General features: G+C 44.0%; 19 protein-coding genes. 4 read left to right on the top strand and 15 right to left on the bottom strand.

What is annotated here, in order from left to right; genetic code table 11:
* Nucleotides 1-89 precede the first annotated feature (89 nt).
* From dacF to ansA, 12 genes are all read right to left on the bottom strand, one after another.
* The gene (dacF, locus tag MKY10_RS10025; protein ID WP_014480174.1) at nt 90-1,259 is read right to left on the bottom strand and encodes a D-alanyl-D-alanine carboxypeptidase DacF; all 1,170 of its coding nucleotides are present in this window, start codon (nt 1,257-1,259) and stop codon (nt 90-92) included.
* Nucleotides 1,260-1,412: 153 nt separating this feature from the next.
* The gene (locus MKY10_RS10020) at nt 1,413-2,228 is read right to left on the bottom strand and encodes a purine nucleoside phosphorylase I, inosine and guanosine-specific (RefSeq protein ID WP_003230447.1); all 816 of its coding nucleotides are present in this window, start codon (nt 2,226-2,228) and stop codon (nt 1,413-1,415) included.
* Between the two features lie 12 nt (nt 2,229-2,240).
* Nucleotides 2,241-3,425 carry a phosphopentomutase gene (gene deoB, locus MKY10_RS10015; RefSeq protein ID WP_015251776.1) on the bottom strand — a complete coding sequence of 395 codons (1,185 nt, stop codon included), beginning with the start codon at nt 3,423-3,425 and terminating at the stop codon, nt 2,241-2,243.
* A 160-nt stretch (nt 3,426-3,585) separates the two neighbouring features.
* Complete coding sequence (gene xerD, locus MKY10_RS10010) at nt 3,586-4,476, bottom strand: site-specific tyrosine recombinase XerD (RefSeq protein ID WP_004398985.1); 891 nt, start codon at nt 4,474-4,476, stop codon at nt 3,586-3,588.
* A 7-nt stretch (nt 4,477-4,483) separates the two neighbouring features.
* Nucleotides 4,484-4,711, bottom strand: a complete 228-nt coding sequence (locus MKY10_RS10005; RefSeq protein ID WP_003230440.1) for a YqzK family protein — start codon at nt 4,709-4,711, stop codon at nt 4,484-4,486.
* 124 nt (nt 4,712-4,835) lie between these two features.
* Nucleotides 4,836-5,285, bottom strand: coding sequence for a ferric iron uptake transcriptional regulator (gene fur, locus MKY10_RS10000; protein ID WP_003223972.1), 450 nt, complete (start codon nt 5,283-5,285; stop codon nt 4,836-4,838).
* A gap of 112 nt (nt 5,286-5,397) precedes the next feature.
* Complete coding sequence (spoIIM, locus tag MKY10_RS09995) at nt 5,398-6,042, bottom strand: stage II sporulation protein M (RefSeq protein WP_004398593.1); 645 nt, start codon at nt 6,040-6,042, stop codon at nt 5,398-5,400.
* 100 nt (nt 6,043-6,142) lie between these two features.
* Complete coding sequence (locus MKY10_RS09990; protein ID WP_015251774.1) at nt 6,143-6,358, bottom strand: hypothetical protein; 216 nt, start codon at nt 6,356-6,358, stop codon at nt 6,143-6,145.
* Nucleotides 6,359-6,457: 99 nt separating this feature from the next.
* Nucleotides 6,458-7,777, bottom strand: coding sequence for an NAD-dependent malic enzyme (locus tag MKY10_RS09985; RefSeq protein WP_004398731.1), 1,320 nt, complete (start codon nt 7,775-7,777; stop codon nt 6,458-6,460).
* Between the two features lie 17 nt (nt 7,778-7,794).
* Entirely contained in the window at nt 7,795-9,201 is a 1,407-nt protein-coding gene (gene mleN / locus MKY10_RS09980; protein WP_003230432.1) for a malate-H+/Na+-lactate antiporter MleN, read from the bottom strand.
* A gap of 140 nt (nt 9,202-9,341) precedes the next feature.
* Nucleotides 9,342-10,769, bottom strand: a complete 1,428-nt coding sequence (aspA, locus tag MKY10_RS09975) for an aspartate ammonia-lyase (RefSeq protein ID WP_014477246.1) — start codon at nt 10,767-10,769, stop codon at nt 9,342-9,344.
* A 44-nt stretch (nt 10,770-10,813) separates the two neighbouring features.
* A complete protein-coding gene (gene ansA, locus MKY10_RS09970; protein WP_004399032.1) occupies nt 10,814-11,803 on the bottom strand; it encodes an asparaginase in 990 nt (329 codons plus the stop codon).
* Nucleotides 11,804-11,984: 181 nt separating this feature from the next.
* Here ansA and ansR point away from each other — a divergent pair, with 181 nt between their 5' ends.
* Nucleotides 11,985-12,335, top strand: a complete 351-nt coding sequence (gene ansR, locus MKY10_RS09965) for an HTH-type transcriptional regulator AnsR (RefSeq protein WP_004399024.1) — start codon at nt 11,985-11,987, stop codon at nt 12,333-12,335.
* Nucleotides 12,336-12,343: 8 nt separating this feature from the next.
* On the opposite strand, the gene MKY10_RS09960 is transcribed toward ansR, so the two are convergent.
* Entirely contained in the window at nt 12,344-13,507 is a 1,164-nt protein-coding gene (locus MKY10_RS09960; protein ID WP_033884655.1) for a TIGR00375 family protein, read from the bottom strand.
* Nucleotides 13,504-14,061 (bottom strand): ADP-ribose pyrophosphatase, encoded by a 558-nt coding sequence (gene nudF, locus MKY10_RS09955; protein ID WP_015251772.1) that lies wholly within the window; start codon nt 14,059-14,061, stop codon nt 13,504-13,506. Before nudF ends, MKY10_RS09960 begins: the two co-directional genes overlap by 4 nt.
* Before the next feature lie 74 nt (nt 14,062-14,135).
* On the opposite strand from nudF, the gene mciZ reads away from it, so the two are divergent.
* Both mciZ and MKY10_RS09945 read left to right on the top strand, forming a co-directional pair.
* Complete coding sequence (gene mciZ, locus MKY10_RS09950) at nt 14,136-14,258, top strand: Z-ring formation inhibitor MciZ (RefSeq protein ID WP_003230420.1); 123 nt, start codon at nt 14,136-14,138, stop codon at nt 14,256-14,258.
* Nucleotides 14,259-14,320: 62 nt separating this feature from the next.
* The gene (locus tag MKY10_RS09945) at nt 14,321-15,241 is read left to right on the top strand and encodes an aldo/keto reductase (protein WP_014480181.1); all 921 of its coding nucleotides are present in this window, start codon (nt 14,321-14,323) and stop codon (nt 15,239-15,241) included.
* Between the two features lie 31 nt (nt 15,242-15,272).
* Here MKY10_RS09945 and MKY10_RS09940 read toward each other — a convergent pair whose 3' ends face one another.
* Complete coding sequence (locus MKY10_RS09940; RefSeq protein WP_003230416.1) at nt 15,273-15,497, bottom strand: YqkE family protein; 225 nt, start codon at nt 15,495-15,497, stop codon at nt 15,273-15,275.
* Nucleotides 15,498-15,658: 161 nt separating this feature from the next.
* On the opposite strand from MKY10_RS09940, the gene MKY10_RS09935 reads away from it, so the two are divergent.
* Nucleotides 15,659-16,576 (top strand): alpha/beta hydrolase, encoded by a 918-nt coding sequence (locus tag MKY10_RS09935; RefSeq protein WP_003230413.1) that lies wholly within the window; start codon nt 15,659-15,661, stop codon nt 16,574-16,576.
* Nucleotides 16,577-16,603: the final 27 nt, after the last annotated feature.

Here is a 16,603-nt window from a genome sequence, read left to right as displayed (position 1 = left end):
TCCTCCTTGATATGATCGGATAATGAGTGTTTCGATTTCGACGGAATGAATTCCTTCACCGTGACAAAACTAGTGGTCATTCGGCATAATTACTTAAATTTTGTCCAGTCTCCCATCGTCCGCTTCAAGAATGTGATAAACCCGGCTTTCTTCATATCTTCTTTTGCAGCAACAGGACTTTCAGCGAGTACTTCTCCATCCTTTTTCAGAACAAGAGTGCCAAGCTCTTGGCCTTTTTGAATCGGAGCACTAATATTGTCCTTCATCTTGATTTCTTTTTTCACATCGTTCATATCCTCGCCTTTTTTCGTCAATATTGAAATCGGCTCAGATGTAGTGAGTTCGATCAATTTTTGTTTCCCTTTTTTGACCTTTACTTTTGCTACTGTTTGATTTCGTTTATATAAAGGATGCGTTTCATATTGGCTAAAGGCGAAGTCAAGCATTTTTGTCACTTGCGCGTTTCTTTCTTTAGGCGTGCTCGCTCCGAATACAACCGCTATGGCCCGCATGTTTCCTTTTTTAGCCGAAGCAGTCAGACAATATTTCGCTTCGCCTGTATAGCCTGTTTTTACGCCGTCTACACCAGGATAAAATTTGATAAGGCGATTTGTATTTACAAGCCAAAACTTTTTATCTGTATTTTCACGCAGATAATCTTCATACGTGCCGGTAAACTTCGTAATTGATTCGTATTTCAATAATTCCTTAGCCATGATTGCCATGTCATAAGCAGAGCTGTAGTGTCCTTCCTCGGTCAGTCCTGTTGGGTTTTTAAAGGATGTATTTTTCAATCCCAGCTCTTTTGCTTTTTTATTCATTTTCTTCACAAATTCTTCTTCAGAGCCGGAAATAAATTCAGCCATGGCGACGGAAGCGTCATTTCCCGAAGCGATTGCGATGCCTTTCAGCATTTCTTTGACAGTCATTTCTTCGCCGGGCTCAAGGAATATCTGTGAGCCGCCCATTGACGCCGCATGCTCGCTTGTACGGACCTTATCACTCATTTTGATTTTGCCTTTATCTAAAGCTTCCATAATCAAAAGCATCGTCATAATTTTCGTCATGCTTGCAGGCGCCAGTCTCTCATTGCTGTTCTTGTTGTAAAGCACTTTTCCCGTGTCACGTTCTATCAGCACCGCAGACTTCGCTTCATGAGCAAGCTCCGATGTACGTTTTCCGTCTTGTTTTGCAAATGCAGACGGTGCAAATGTAAGCAGCATTATACCAATCAACAAAGTGGATAAAAGACGTTTCATCTCAAAAGCCCTCCATTTCATAATCCTTTTTATTTTTTCCAAGCGGGATGGTTTTATACGCCACTGATGGAAAATGTTTCGAATTTTGGGCATAAAAAAGACAGCTGTGTGATATCAGACACAGCTGTCTTTTGGTCCTGCATTGATTCATTTTTATTCGTACTGAGCGACGATCGCTTTAACAAGCTTTAAGAATCCAGCTTTTACTTTTTCGGTCACTTCCATCACTTCATCGTGACTTAAAGGCTGATCCAGAATTCCGGCTGCCGCGTTAGAGATGCAGGAAATGCCAAGAACCCGCATTCCCGCATGATTCGCCACAATGACTTCCGGAACAGTAGACATGCCGACAGCATCAGAGCCCATCGTTCTTAAGAAACGGACTTCTGCCGGTGTTTCGTAAGAAGGTCCTGTCACAGCAGTGTACACGCCTTTTTGAATTGGGATATTAAGGTCTTTCGCAATCTTTTCAGCCAGGCTGGACAGATCTTTGTCATAGGCTGAAGACATATCTGGAAATCTGGCGCCGAAATCTGCTTCGTTTGGCCCGATTAACGGGTTTGTTCCCATAAAGTTGATATGATCGGTAATAATCATTAAGTCTCCCGCACGGAATTCAGTGTTGACACCGCCTGCGGCATTTGTCACGATCAACGCTTCCACACCGAGCGCTTTCATCACGCGTACAGGGAATGTGACTTTCTCCATTGAGTAGCCTTCATAAAAATGAAAGCGGCCCTGCATTGCAATGACGGAAACTCCTTCAAGAGTGCCAAGCACAAGCTGTCCGGCATGCCCTTCAACAGTAGATACCGGGAATTCAGGTATATCTTCATATTTCAGCTTGACCGGATTTTCGATTTCGTCAGCCAAAATGCCAAGACCTGAGCCTAAAATAAGGCCGATCTTCGGAGATTCCGGCAGGTTTTGTTTAATAAAAGCGGCTGCGCGTTCAATTCTGTCCTTCAAGAAACAGTCCCCCTATTGTAATAAAGATAAAAAGCTTTTCCCGTATTTCGGTTTATTCGTTTGGAAATTATCAGCGATCGTTGCACCGATATCAGCAAATGTATCTGCAAGCGGCAGCATTTGCGCTTTCTTATGTTTTTTGCTGTAAGCGAGAATCGGCACATACTCGCGTGTATGGTCAGTCCCATGATGAATCGGATCATTGCCGTGGTCGGCTGTAATAATTAACAGATCGTCTTCTCTCATTTTTTCAAACACTTCCGGAAGCCGCGCATCAAATTCTTCAAGCGCGCGTCCGTAGCCTTCAGGGTCACGGCGGTGTCCGAATAACGCGTCAAAATCAACAAGGTTCGCAAAGCTCAGACCCGTAAAGTCTTCTCCCAGCGTATCGATCACCTTGTCCATTCCGTCCATATTAGAAACCGTTCTGCGTGAAGAAGTAATGCCTTCTCCGTCGTAAATATCAGAGATTTTTCCGATTGAAATCACATCTAAGCCGCTGTCTTTCAATTCATTCATGACAGTGCGATCAAACGGCTTCAGCGCATAATCATGGCGGTTTGGCGTCCGTTTGAATTGACCCGGCTCTCCGACGAACGGCCGTGCAATAATGCGGCCAACCATATATTTCGGATCAAGCGTTAGCTCTCTCGCCGTTTCGCAAATGCGATACAGCTCCTCAAGCGGCACAACCTCTTCGTGAGCGGCAATTTGCAGAACAGAGTCAGCAGACGTGTAAACAATTAAAGCCCCTGTCTCCATGTGCTCCTGACCAAGCTCATCCAAAATCGCTGTGCCGGAAGCCGGCTTGTTTCCAATAATTTTGCGGCCAGATCTCTTTTCCAGCTCTTGAAGCAATTCATCAGGAAAGCCTTCCGGGAACACTTTAAATGGTTTATCAATGTATAAACCCATAATCTCCCAATGGCCGGTCATCGTATCTTTTCCGTTTGACGCTTCTTGCATTTTTCCATAATACGCAAGCGGATGTTCTGTTTTTTCTACACCTTTGATATCTTCGATAAGACCAAGGCCGAGCTTTGCCATATTCGGCATATGTAATCCGTTCATATGCTCGGCAATATGACCGAGCGTATGAGCGCCTTCGTCATTAAAGTCAGCGGCATCCGGCGCTTCGCCGATTCCGACTGAGTCCATCACAATTAAAAACACACGATTATATTTGTATGCAGGCATCTTGAAAGCCTCCTTTTTTTCTATACGTCTATTGTATCGCTAAGAGGTCTGACAACTCAAGTATAAACCGTTTTCATTCCCGTTGACAATGTATTTGGAAATAATGAGAAACTTCAATATTTTCTGTCGCTCTAAACAAAAAAGCCGCAGCCACCTGCGGCTATGCTCGCGGATGAAACTGCTTGTACACATCCTTCAGCCTTGTTTTCGTCACATGCGTATAAATTTGCGTCGTGGATATATCCGCATGACCGAGCATTTCCTGCACCGCTCTTAAATCTGCCCCGTTCTCAAGCAGATGCGTCGCAAAGGAATGCCTAAGCGTATGCGGAGTCAGCTCTTTCTTAATGCCGGCTTCCAACGCGATTTTTTTCAGGTTCTTCCAAAATCCCTGGCGGCTGATCTGTTTGCCGTGATGATTTAAAAAGAGGGCGTCAGACACATTGTTCTTTAACAGTTTTCCCCTGGCTTTTGTCATATATTCCTCAATGGCGGAAGCGGCGGCTTCACCAATTGGCACAATCCGTTCTTTTCTTCCTTTGCCAAAGCATCGGATAAACCCCATAGATAAATGAACATCTGCCGTTTTCAACTCAATCATTTCACTGACTCGTATGCCTGTCGCATAAAGCAGCTCCAGCATTGCTTTATCCCGATAGCCGAATGGGCTCGTCAGCTTAGGCGTGTCCAATAATCGCTCGACTTCATTGAGTGCGAGCACCTTCGGAAGCGCCCGTTCCGTCTTTTGTGTTTCGATATGAACGGAAGGGTCCTTATCCGTTACTTTTTCCCTGAGCAGAAATTGATGAAAAGAGCGAATGGATGCCAAATGCCGCGCCGATGTCTTGCCGGATTTCCCCGAGTCCTTCAAATGCTTTAAGTATTGGATAATATGTATGCGGGTAACGTGATTCCAATCTGTAACATGAAGGGTTTCTGTTAAGTAGAGAGAATAGCTTTTCAAGTCACGTTCATAGGATACGATCGTATTTTGAGAGAGCCCTCTCTCTACCATGACGTAGTGGATGAAATCCTTTATTTGATCTTTCACTCTTGATCTACTCCCCGTTTTGGTAAAAAAAGATCAACCGGTCGAACCATCCGCCTTTTTCATCCTGATCCATTTCAACAACTTTTACAGCGGAGCCTTCCGGTTTATCATACCGATGATAGTTTTCATACTCTTGATTCACCCATATCATAGCATAATAGAACAAAGCGGTAAAACCGGTAAACAGGATGAAAACTTTCAATGCATCGACAGCTGTTTTCAGGAATCTTCCCATGTCCTAATCGATCCTTTCCCTATGGTTCCAGTTATATAAACCATATGCCAAATCAGAAAGGTTTTATACATAGAAACAGCAAAAAACCCTTTCCCCATGAGAAAAGGTTCGCGCTCGGCACCGTCTATTCAGTTTCTTTTCCGTTACAGCGGTGGCAAATGCCGTGAAACGTCAATCTATGATCTTTAATCTTAAATTTCCAATCACGTTCAATGATTTCTTCCACGTCTTCAAGCAAATCTTCTTCAATTTCATCAACGGCTCCGCACTCCATGCACACCAAGTGGTGATGAAAGTGAGCTGCTCCCTCTTTCCGAAGGTCGTAACGGGACACACCGTCTCCAAAGTTAATTTTATCTACGACTTTTAATTCAGTTAATAATTCAAGCGTACGGTATACTGTAGCGAGACCGATCTCAGGAGATTTCTCTTTTACGAGGAGGTATACATCTTCTGCGCTTAAATGGTCTTCTTCGTTTTCAAGCAGCACTCTTACTGTCGCTTCACGCTGTGGCGTAAGTTTATAGCTGGATGAGTGCAGTTGTTTCTTAATACGATCAATACGGTTTTCCATGTCTTTCCCTCCTACGCCGCATTCCATGACTCATTATAACAAAATACGCGCAGAGTTCCAACTATAATTATTATAAACTGATAAATAAAATGGTTTTCTTTTAATAATGATTTTAAAAAAGTCTAGATGTAAGCTTTTCCATTAAAACAGGAGATAAGTATGCTTCAAACAGAGATGAGATCAGCGCTAAAAACAGAATGACCAGCAGCACAAAGGCATACCGCCCGAACCATTGAATCGGCGCGTCATGCAGGCTTCGTTTCACGAACAGCTGTCTGATTAACTTTAAAGAAAACGCAATTGCACATGTGCCCATAATGAGATAAGCCGGAATCAGCAGCACATTTTGCGGCAAAACGGAGACAAATGATAGGAAAAACCCGCTTACTCCCATCTGATTGACTAGGAACCCGACAGTAAAGCCGACGACGATCCCTTTCAGAAAGATCATAATGAAAATAATCGGCATCCCAATGACGGAAATTCCGAGTATCCACATCAGGCCTAAATACTTTGCATTATGAAAGATACTTTGCCCAAACATATCAGCTGAACTTGCCTGTTTTCCATCCGAAAGCTGTCCAAAAAATTGACTTAAGTAGTAGTATAAATCTTCTTTCTGGCTGATGGTCATACTGTTGACAATAATCGCGCCAAAGATGACACCCATGAAAAACAGCACTGACACAAATATATAAAGAGAGAGATGATCTTTGACATGCCTGAGAAACATGTCCTTATAAGAGATTTTTCGCATACCGTTTCCTCCCGCCCGCTCTAGTGATTTGATTTAATAGATTGTATGAAAGAAACAGAAAAACATGCCCTTTTTCAAAAAGAAACGATAGAGATGAGTGCTAGGCGGCTTTTTGGGGCACAAAAAAATCCTTATCATCAACTGCTGTATGATCATAAGGATTCTTATGCTTCCGTTTATTCAAAATCTCTTTTTTGCTTTTTGTCATTCTTTCATGTGTGCTGAAAGATGGTGTGCTGCCTCTTGATAATAAGACGGCACGTCCGCCGTTTCTCAATCGATGCTCCCGCTTCTTTTTCGCTTGGCTTTTTGCCATGTGATCACTCCCTTTTTTATTTTCATAGTAATGATAACAAAATTGAACACAGATAAGAAAAAAACAGCACCTAGTACGACAGGTGCTGTTTAGCTACATTTATTTCACTGCTGTAAGAGCTGCATGCTCGACAGCTGCTGCTACCGCATGATGGACTTTTGAATCAAGCGGCTGAGGGACAACATCACCTTGTTTAGTGCAAGCTGCGATGGCCTCTGCTGCTGCGACAAGCATATCATGATTAATCTCCGTGCTTTTTGCGTTAAGCGCTCCTCTAAAAATCCCCGGAAAACCGAGTACATTATTAACAGAACGCCCGTCAGCTGCATATGCGGCGCCAGCCTGCAGCGCGGCCTCCGGTTCAATTTCCGGCTTCGGATTCGATAAAGCCAAAATCACTTGACCAGAACGTACAAATGCCGGTTTTATTAAACCCGGAACGCCCGTTGTAGCAATGACAATATCACATGTTTCCATGAGCTCCTCAATACTGGAAACTGCCTGTCCGCCGTATTGTTCGAGACGATTCATTGCTGACTCTGATTTGTCTGTTCCGTACACAGCATTCACACCATAAGCCATGAACATCCGGCAGATGGCCACGCCTGCTGCGCCAAGGCCGATTTGCCCCACTTTCGCTTCCTTCAGGTCAACCCCCGCACTCCTGCATGCCGAAATGGCAGCTGCCAGCGTCACTACAGCTGTACCATGCTGGTCATCGTGCATAACAGGGATGTTCAGCTCCTCTTTTAGGCGATCCTCGATTTCAAAACAATGCGGCGAACCGATATCCTCAAGAAGGATGCCGCTAAAGCCCGGAGAAATATGTTTTACTGTTTTGATGATTTCTTCAGGATCACTCGTATCAAGCAGTATCGGAATGCCGCTAATACCCGCCAGCTGATCAAACAAAGCAGCCTTTCCTTCCATGACAGGCATGCCAGCCACAGAGCCGATATTCCCAAGGCCTAAAATTGCGGTTCCATCCGTTACAATTGCAACAGAATTGCTGATCGTTGTATAAATAGAAGCTTTTTCAGGTTCTTTTTCGATCAGTCGGCACACGTCCGCAACACCTGGTGTGTAGACACGTCCCAGCTCTGCCAGTGAACGGATCGGCATTTTGCTTTTCATTTGGATTTTTCCGCCTTCATGTGCGGACAGGACTTCATCAGATACGGTGTGAAGCCTGATCCCTTCTCCGAGGGCCTGTACAGCCGCGATCACTTCCTGAAGCTGTTCTTCATTCTCCACTTGAACGGTAATATTCCGCATTGTGTAATTGGGTCCGACTTTTACCGTCTCCACTTCACCAATATCCCCGCCCAGAAGGCCGATGGCCGTAGCCACCCTTCCAAGATTTCCGGGAACCGAAGGCGTTTCGATCATCAGTGTCCGAATCATGTGTTTCGCTATCATTCAGTGATCCTCCCCTATTAGCCTAGTTTTTCGGCTTTAACTGTATTGTTTTTCGTATACCATATAAATTTTCCTGTATAACCATAGATAATTGCAAGACCTATTGCTACAAAACTGAGCCACATAAACGGCAGATAAGAGAAGGTAGAAACACCTAAAATACCAGCCATGTAAATCCCATTATCAGACCAAGGAACCATCCCCGAAGTCAATGTTCCCCCGACCTCTGAGTTACGTGATAACACTCTTCTGTCCAGATGTAAGCGATCATAGCTGTCTTCCATAATTTTCGGAGTCAAAATAAGAGATACATACATCGCACAGCCGAAGATGTTTGCTAAAAACGCTACGATCAGTGTAGACAATGTGACATTGCCGGCTGAAGTTAATTTCTTTTCAAACGTTGAAACAATGACTTTTAACACGCCGAGTTTCTCAAGCAGACCGCCAAAACCAAGGCCAAAGATGATGACGACGAGAGAATCAAGCATACCGACAATTCCACCGCGGTTTAACAAGCCGTTCAAAAATTCAACATCCGTTTTAATAGAGAAGCCGTTGTACGCAGTTGCAATCGCATGGGCAATATCCATTCCTTGGAAAACAACAGCCCAGATTGCACCGAGTAAAGCGCCAATTACGATAACCGGCATAGATGGCTTTTTCATCGCCAATAAGACTATGACGAGAACTGCCGGGATCAGCATCCAAATATGAATGTCAAACGTGTTTTGCAAAGATGATTTTAAGAATTCAACTTTATCAAGATCAATATTTTTCCCGCCGTACATAAATCCAACAACTGTAAAGAGTATAGCTGTAATGACATAAGCAGGTATTGATAAATAAAGCATTGCTCTCACGTGAGCCAATACATCGACTTTTGATAGTGAAGAAGCTAGAACTGTACTGTCAGACAGCGGAGACAGCTTGTCCCCAAAATAAGCACCTGAAAGAATAGCTCCCGCTACTAGAGGAAGCGGAATGCCTAACCCCTCTCCAATTGCGATCATGGCAATGCCGGCAGTTCCGACTGTTCCCCATGACGTTCCTGTTGCCACAGACATAATGGAACAAATAATTAACGTTGCCAGTAAAAAGATACTTGGGTGAATAAATTCCAGTCCGTAATAAATCAAAGTCGGCACAACGCCTCCGGCAATCCATGTTCCGATGAGCGCCCCAACTGAAACGAGAATCAGTACGGCTTCAAGGCCATTTGATATCCCATGTACAATCGCATTTTGTAAATCTTTATAAGAATAACCGAGTCTAATACCTAAAAGCATTGCAATAAACCATGAAACAAAAAGCGCCAGCTGTATCGGCAAGTCGAGAAAGACTGTAAACGATAGAACAAGTGCTAAAAATACTCCTAGTACAATAATAATTTCAAATAGTGTTGGCAATCTTACATCCTTCAAAAGAAGTCCCCCTTCATGTAAAAGCTAAAACGCTTTCAATATATAGTGCAACACGTATACTATACTTCCTCATCCCTATGTTGTAAACAGCTTATTCATCCGACTATTCGGAGATGAATAAGCTGTATTTTATACAAATTTTATTTTTCTAATAGTTCTTTCCCTGCGATACCTGGTTTGGTCATCTCATATGGGTTTAAAATAATATCCAATTCTTCTTCAGTCAGCACATCATGCTGCAGACAAAGATCCCGGACAGATTGCCCTGTCATAATTGCTTCCCTGGCAATTCTAGCTGCCGCTTCATACCCAAGATGCGGATTGACAGCTGTGATCACGCCTGCGCTTTTTTCTACGTATTGCTTCAACCGCTTTTCGTTGGCTTCAATGCCTTTTAAGCAGTTGTCAGTGAACGAACGGAAGCCGTTGTTCATGATGCTGATGGATTGAAGCAAATTAAAGACAAGCACGGGCTCCATGACGTTCAACTCAAGCTGGCCGGCTTCTGAAGCAAGGCAGATTGTATTGTCATTTCCGATAACCTGGAACGCAATTTGGTTGATCAGCTCCGCCATAACCGGATTGACTTTCCCCGGCATAATAGATGAACCCGGCTGACGTGCAGGCAGAGAAATTTCCGCAAGTCCGGCGCGCGGTCCCGACGCCATTAAGCGCAGGTCGTTTGCGATCTTCGACATGTTCATCATGCAGACTTTTAATGAAGCTGATACCTCTGTATAGGCATCTGTATTTTGTGTCGCATCAACAAGATGGTCAGCGCCGACAAGAGGAAGCCCACTAATATCAGCAAGGTGCTTTACTACCTGTTTGATATATTCAGGATCAGCGTTCAGCCCTGTACCAACAGCAGTTGCGCCCATGTTGACTTCATACAGGTGCTGGCGCGATTGCTTGATTCGTTTGATATCACGCTCGAGAACACGGCTGTAAGCTTCGAATTCCTGGCCAAGACGGATCGGAACCGCATCTTGAAGGTGTGTCCGGCCCATTTTAATAACAGAGTCAAACTCCTGTGCTTTTTGCTTAAACACACTATGCATATCTTCCATTGTTTTCAGCAGTTTTTCTAAGAGCTTCAATGTGGAAATATGGATAGCAGTCGGGAACACATCGTTCGTAGACTGTGACATGTTCACATGTGTGTTTGGACTTAAATGGATATAATCTCCCTTTTTATGGCCCATGATTTCAAGCGCCCGGTTTCCGATAACCTCATTCGCGTTCATGTTCATAGAAGTTCCGGCACCGCCCTGAATCGGATCGACGATAAACTGATCGTGCCACTTGCCTTCCAGAATCTCGTCAGCGGCTTGTACGATAGCTTGGCCAATTCCTTCATACAGCCGTTTCACGTCCATGTTGGCAAGAGCCGCAGCTTTTTTCACAATCGCCAGTGCGTTAATCATTTCCTCATGGATTTTGTATCCTGTGATCGGGAAATTTTCAGAAGCACGGAGCGTCTGAATTCCGTAATAAACATCTGCTTCAATTTGTTTTTCCCCAAGGAAGTCTTTTTCCACGCGATATTCTTTTTGGCCGTTTAACATAATCTTTAACCTTCTTTCTCTTTGCTGGTTATCGTTTTTACATTTTACAGGACAACGTCATCAGCTATCGGCGTTTCCATAATTCTCTTGACGACAGGAAGATCCGAAGACTGACCTAGCGCCCACATCAATTTTGGCACAATTGCTTCTGTGTTCATATTTCTTGATCGGATAATTAAGTCTTGGTTGACTCTGCGGCCAACCTCGTAAATGCTCATGTCTTCGCCTTCTTCAAGACATTGAGTCGTAATGACGACGACAATGCCGCTTTCGATCAGTTCATTCACTTTTGACAAAATGTCTCTGCCTTCAAACGGCACCCCTCCGCTGCCATAACTCTCAATGACAATTCCTTTGTACATGCTTTTCAGGGCATCAAACATTTCGGGCTTTAAGCCTGGATGCAGCTTCAGCAGACATACATCTGTGCATAGTGAAGTGTCAACTGTGAAGGTGTCGTTCTCAGGTTCCGTTACTTGTTTGTTGTATTCGATCCCGTCTTCATTGATAAAAGCGATATATGGGTAATTGATGCTTTCAAATGCGTCGTAGCTTTTCGTTCTTAATTTGATCGCACGTGTTCCCTGAATGACTCTGCCGTCAAACACAACATAAACGCCGCCCACGCCTTCACAGGCAAATCGAATGGCATCTGTAATATTTTTTTTGGCATCGGTTTTTTGGAACGTGATCGGAATCTGCGAGCCGGTGATGACAATCGGCTTTTTGGCATGCTGCAGCATATACGATAGTGCGGCAGATGTATAGGCCATTGTATCTGTACCGTGAGTAATAACAAACCCGTCATAGGCATCATAATTTTCCTTAACGGCTTCCGCTATTTCCACCCAGTATTCAGGCTGCATATTGGTGCTGTCTATATTCATAAGCGACTGAGTTTCCATTGTGTAATCGTTATCAAGTTTTGATACGTAACTTAATAATTCATCAGCCTTGACTCCGGGAGCCAGCCCATTTTCCCCTTCAACTGAAGCAATCGTTCCCCCAGTTGTCAACATCAATAATTTTTTCATACCATGCACCTCTTCACTGTATCTAAAGATGGGTTGCGAGAAGGTATTCGCTTTTCGCATACTTTTAATGCAATTATAGACACGGAAAATAAAATACGCAAGACATTATTATTCAATTCGCGTACACTTCCTAATACCTATATGATATAATCAGCTCAAGGTGAAAAAGGAGCGGAAGTTCATGAATCTAGATCGTTTAACTGAATTGAGAAAAAAGAAAAATTGGTCGCTTCAATATACAGCTGACCTTCTCGGTATCGCAAAAAGCACATATGCCGGCTACGAGTCAGGCTACCGACGGCCTTCACTTGAAGCGCTTGCCATGCTGGCTGACCTCTTTGACACAACCTGCGATGAACTTTTAGGCCGCGAGAAACAAAAGCAGACTGCTCCTCAGGCCATAGAATTGGCCACGTGGAGCAGCCTTGACTTTACCATTTCTGTTGATGGCCAGCCGCTGAGTGAAGATGAAATCATCCAGCTGATTACCTTTATACGCACAAAAAGAAAAGTACAGGAGGAACTGAGTTAATCTTTAGCTCACGGTTTAATTTTACCGTAGGTTCCTCCTCCTCCGGCTTTCAATTCCAGTTTTCCGGATCTCGCTTTTACGATAAGCGCCGCGGTTTTCGGCGGGACAACGCGAGCCAAATCTTCTTCTGCAGCCTCATGAAGAACAGCCATTTCTGTTCCGAAGGCTTTTTTTAGTTTGTCCAGCGTTTTCGGGCCTACACCCGGAACAAATTGCAGCGGGATCTGATGTACATATCGCGGACGCGGGACGCGAACTTCAAGCTGATCACTCAATTCACGCAATCTTTCGCTGACTCCCTTGGTAAATCTGGCATTTCCGCAATTCGCGCACGCTGTTTCCCCGCTTACAGCAGGCTCTCCGCACGCTTCGCAAGCCGTCTGATAATATTTCCCCAATAACGGGTCCAAGCCATAATTTGCGATAATTTTCCTGTCATCTTGTCCCTTTAATGCAAGAGCAAATTCAGTAAAATCAGCTGACTGCACATATAGTTCATTATATTCTCTGCCGATTTTCCCCAACGAATGCGCATCAGAATTTGTTAAAAAAGGATACGGATTCAATTGCGATACGTGTGATGCCATGTCTGTATCACAGCTTAATCCAAGCTCCACCGCGTCTATCATAGATGGATCAAAAACCTCAGTTAAGCTTGATTTAACCCCTTTTCCATATAAGCTTTTATGCGGCGTAAAGATATGGGCGGGGATAAACAGGCCGCCCATATCCTGCACTTTTTTTTGCAGGTTTAAGCCCGTTTCATAAATCCGCTGCGAGCTTAAATGAATATTTTTCAGCCGGGCTGACAGCCAGTTTGAAAACTGTTTCATATCAGCCAGCGTCGGCATAAATACGAGCACATGGATCGGTCCGCTACAGGCTTCATCATAAATCTCCAGCTCGCTCCCCAATAAAAGAGTCGTGCTGCGATAACGGATTCCTCCCCCGTCAAGCTCGCGATATTTTCCAGATGAAATGCCTTCCTCAAGCTCTAGAATGACTTCCGGAGAATGACAGTCGATAATGCCGAGGAGTTCAATTCCTTTATGTTCACTGGCTTCAACCAAAATTCTGTCCAGTGTTAATGTTTTGGCGCCTGTTATTTTGACAGCCCTTCCTGTAAAGGTCCGGCCGATATGAATGTGCAAATCCGCGTAAATCTTTTTCATTTTTGTGCTTGGAGCGCTTCTTTCAGCTGAAGATACTGAATGGCGTAGGCTGTTTTAGCATCGTATACTTCACGCGATTCAACCAGCTTTAGCGCATCTTCAAGCGTCACCTCCATCACTTCAACAAACTCGTCCTCATCAAGCTCCCGTTTTTCTTCAAGCACAGAAAGCTCCTCAGCAAGAAAAACGTGAACGATTTCATCTGCAAATCCGGGTGATGTATAAAACGCAGTTATTTTTGTCAGTTTTTTTGCTGTATAACCGGTTTCCTCTTCAAGTTCCCGAAGTGCCGTATACTCCGGCTCCTCACCTTTTTCAAGCTTACCGGCCGGAATTTCAACGATCGTCCGCTCAAGCGGCTTACGGAATTGTTTGACCAGGATGATTTTCCCTTCATCTGTGACGGCTAGTACCGCTACTGCTCCAGGGTGTTTCACAATTTCACGTTTACTGGCTTTGCCGTTTGGCAGCTCTACATCCTCGACATAAAGATCAATGACTTTACCCGAAAAGATCTGTTCTTTGGCAATTGTTTTTTCTTCTAATGATTTCATTTCTTCATCTCCCGTTCTGTCTCTATATGATGCCCCATACATTTTATCATACTAGAGCAAAAGGGGGCTTCTTCGTGAAAGTGCACCGCATGCCAAAAGGTGTTGTCTTAGTCGGAAAAGCATGGGAAATTCGGGCGAAGTTAAAAGAGTATGGACGCACATTTCAATATGTTAAAGATTGGATCTCAAAGCCATAAAAGTTGAAACTTTAGCTCCTTTATATTACGGTCAATACAAAGCCTAAAAAAGGAGTGTGCACATGAGAAAGCGCAAATTGGGTACATCTGATTTAGACATTAGTGAAGTCGGACTCGGCTGTATGTCTCTTGGAACTGAAAAAAACAAAGCATTGTCCATTCTGGATGAAGCGATCGAGCTCGGCATCAACTATTTGGACACAGCGGATTTGTATGACCGGGGACGCAACGAAGAAATGGTCGGTGATGCGATCCAAAACAGACGCCAGGATATTATTCTGGCAACAAAAGCGGGAAACCGTTGGGATGACGGAAGCGAGGGCTGGTATTGGGACCCTTCAAAAGCTTACATAAAAGAGGCGGTAAAAAAGAGCCTTACACGTCTGAAAACAGATTATATCGACCTTTATCAGCTTCACGGCGGCACGATAGAGGACAACATTGATGAAACGATCGAAGCGTTTGAGGAATTAAAACAAGAAGGTGTCATCCGCTACTACGGCATTTCTTCCATCCGCCCGAATGTGATTAAAGAATATGTGAAAAAATCAAACATCGTCAGCATTATGATGCAATTCAGCCTGTTTGACAGACGCCCTGAGGAATGGCTCCCGCTTTTAGAGGAACATCAAATCAGCGTAGTCGCCAGAGGTCCTGTTGCCAAAGGACTCTTAACTGAAAAACCGCTTGATCAAGCTTCAGACAGCATGAAACAAAACGGGTACTTGTCCTATTCATTCGAGGAACTGACAAATGCACGCAAGGCAATGGAGGAAGTGGCTCCCGATCTTTCCATGACAGAAAAGTCGCTGCAGTATCTGCTAGCACAGCCGGCTGTCGCTTCAGTGATTACAGGCGCCAGTAAGATTGAGCAGTTACGGGAAAATATTCAGGCAGCAAATGCACGGCGTTTAACCGAAGAGGAAATCAAAGCGCTCCAATCTCATACGAAACAAGACATTTACAAAACTCATCGCTCATAGCAGAAAAACCAGCACCTGTACAGGTGCTGGTTTATTTATATTGATGCCAATCCATTTGGCTTTCATTTAGGAGTTCTTCAAAGCTCTTATTTTTTTCGATCTCTTTTTTCTTTCTGATCTGTTCTGCTTTTTCTCTTTCCTGCCTCTTTTCATCCTCTTCCTTCAATTGGCTCTTCATCTCCATAAGCTTTGCTTTGATATCGGATTGAAGGCCGTCTTTTAGCTGGTGTTTGTCAGCGGATTTTTGTTTTTTCATTCAGACTTCCCCCATGTTTTGTTTTGAAGACAGTTTATCACGGAGCATATACACTGAACAAGCAGACTCTCTTCTGGTCACTTTCTCAGCGGAGCAGTGTTTAGGTATAATGATTTCAAACACGAATTGCCTATATATTTAGTTGAAAGGTGCTGTGACTTTTGAAGAAAATCCTTTTGGCCATTGGCGCTCTCGTAACAGCTGTCATCGCAATCGGAATTGTTTTTTCAAATATGATTCTATTCATCAAGAAAAAAACGGATGAAGACATTATCAAAAGAGAGACAGACAACGGACATGATGTGTTTGAATCATTTGAGCAAATGGAGAAAACCGCTTTTGTGATACCCTCCGCTTACGGGTACGACATAAAAGGATACCATGTCGCACCGCATGACACACCAAATACCATCATCATCTGCCACGGGGTAACCATGAATGTGCTGAATTCTCTTAAGTATATGCATTTATTTCTTGATCTCGGCTGGAATGTGCTCATTTACGACCACCGCCGGCATGGCCAAAGCGGCGGAAAGACGACCAGCTACGGGTTTTACGAAAAGGATGATCTCAATAAAGTTGTCAGCTGGCTCAAAAACAAAACAAATCATCGCGGATTGATCGGAATTCACGGTGAGTCGATGGGAGCTGTGACCGCCCTGCTTTACGCTGGTGCACACTGCAGCGATGGCGCTGATTTTTATATTGCCGATTGTCCGTTCGCATGTTTTGATGAACAGCTTGCCTACCGGCTGAGAGCGGAATACAGGCTCCCGTCTTGGCCCCTGCTTCCTATCGCCGACTTCTTTTTGAAGCTGAGAGGCGGCTATCGCGCACGTGAAGTATCTCCGCTTGCTGTCATTGATAAAATCGAAAAGCCGGTCCTCTTTATTCACAGTAAGGATGATGACTACATTCCTGTTTCTTCAACCGAGCGGCTTTATGAAAAGAAACGCGGGCCGAAAGCGCTGTACATTGCCGAGAACGGTGAACACGCCATGTCATATACCAAAAATCGGGATACGTACCGAAAAACAGTGCAGGAGTTTTTAGACAACATGAATGATTCAACAGAATAAAAAAGCGAAAGGCCTCTTCGGCTCTTT

Origin of the sequence: Bacillus sp. FSL P4-0290 (genome assembly GCF_037975435.1) — a bacterium.
GTDB lineage: Bacteria > Bacillota > Bacilli > Bacillales > Bacillaceae > Bacillus > Bacillus subtilis.
Note: the sequence above shows the minus strand (reverse complement) of the source record. Positions and strands in the feature narration are given on the sequence as shown.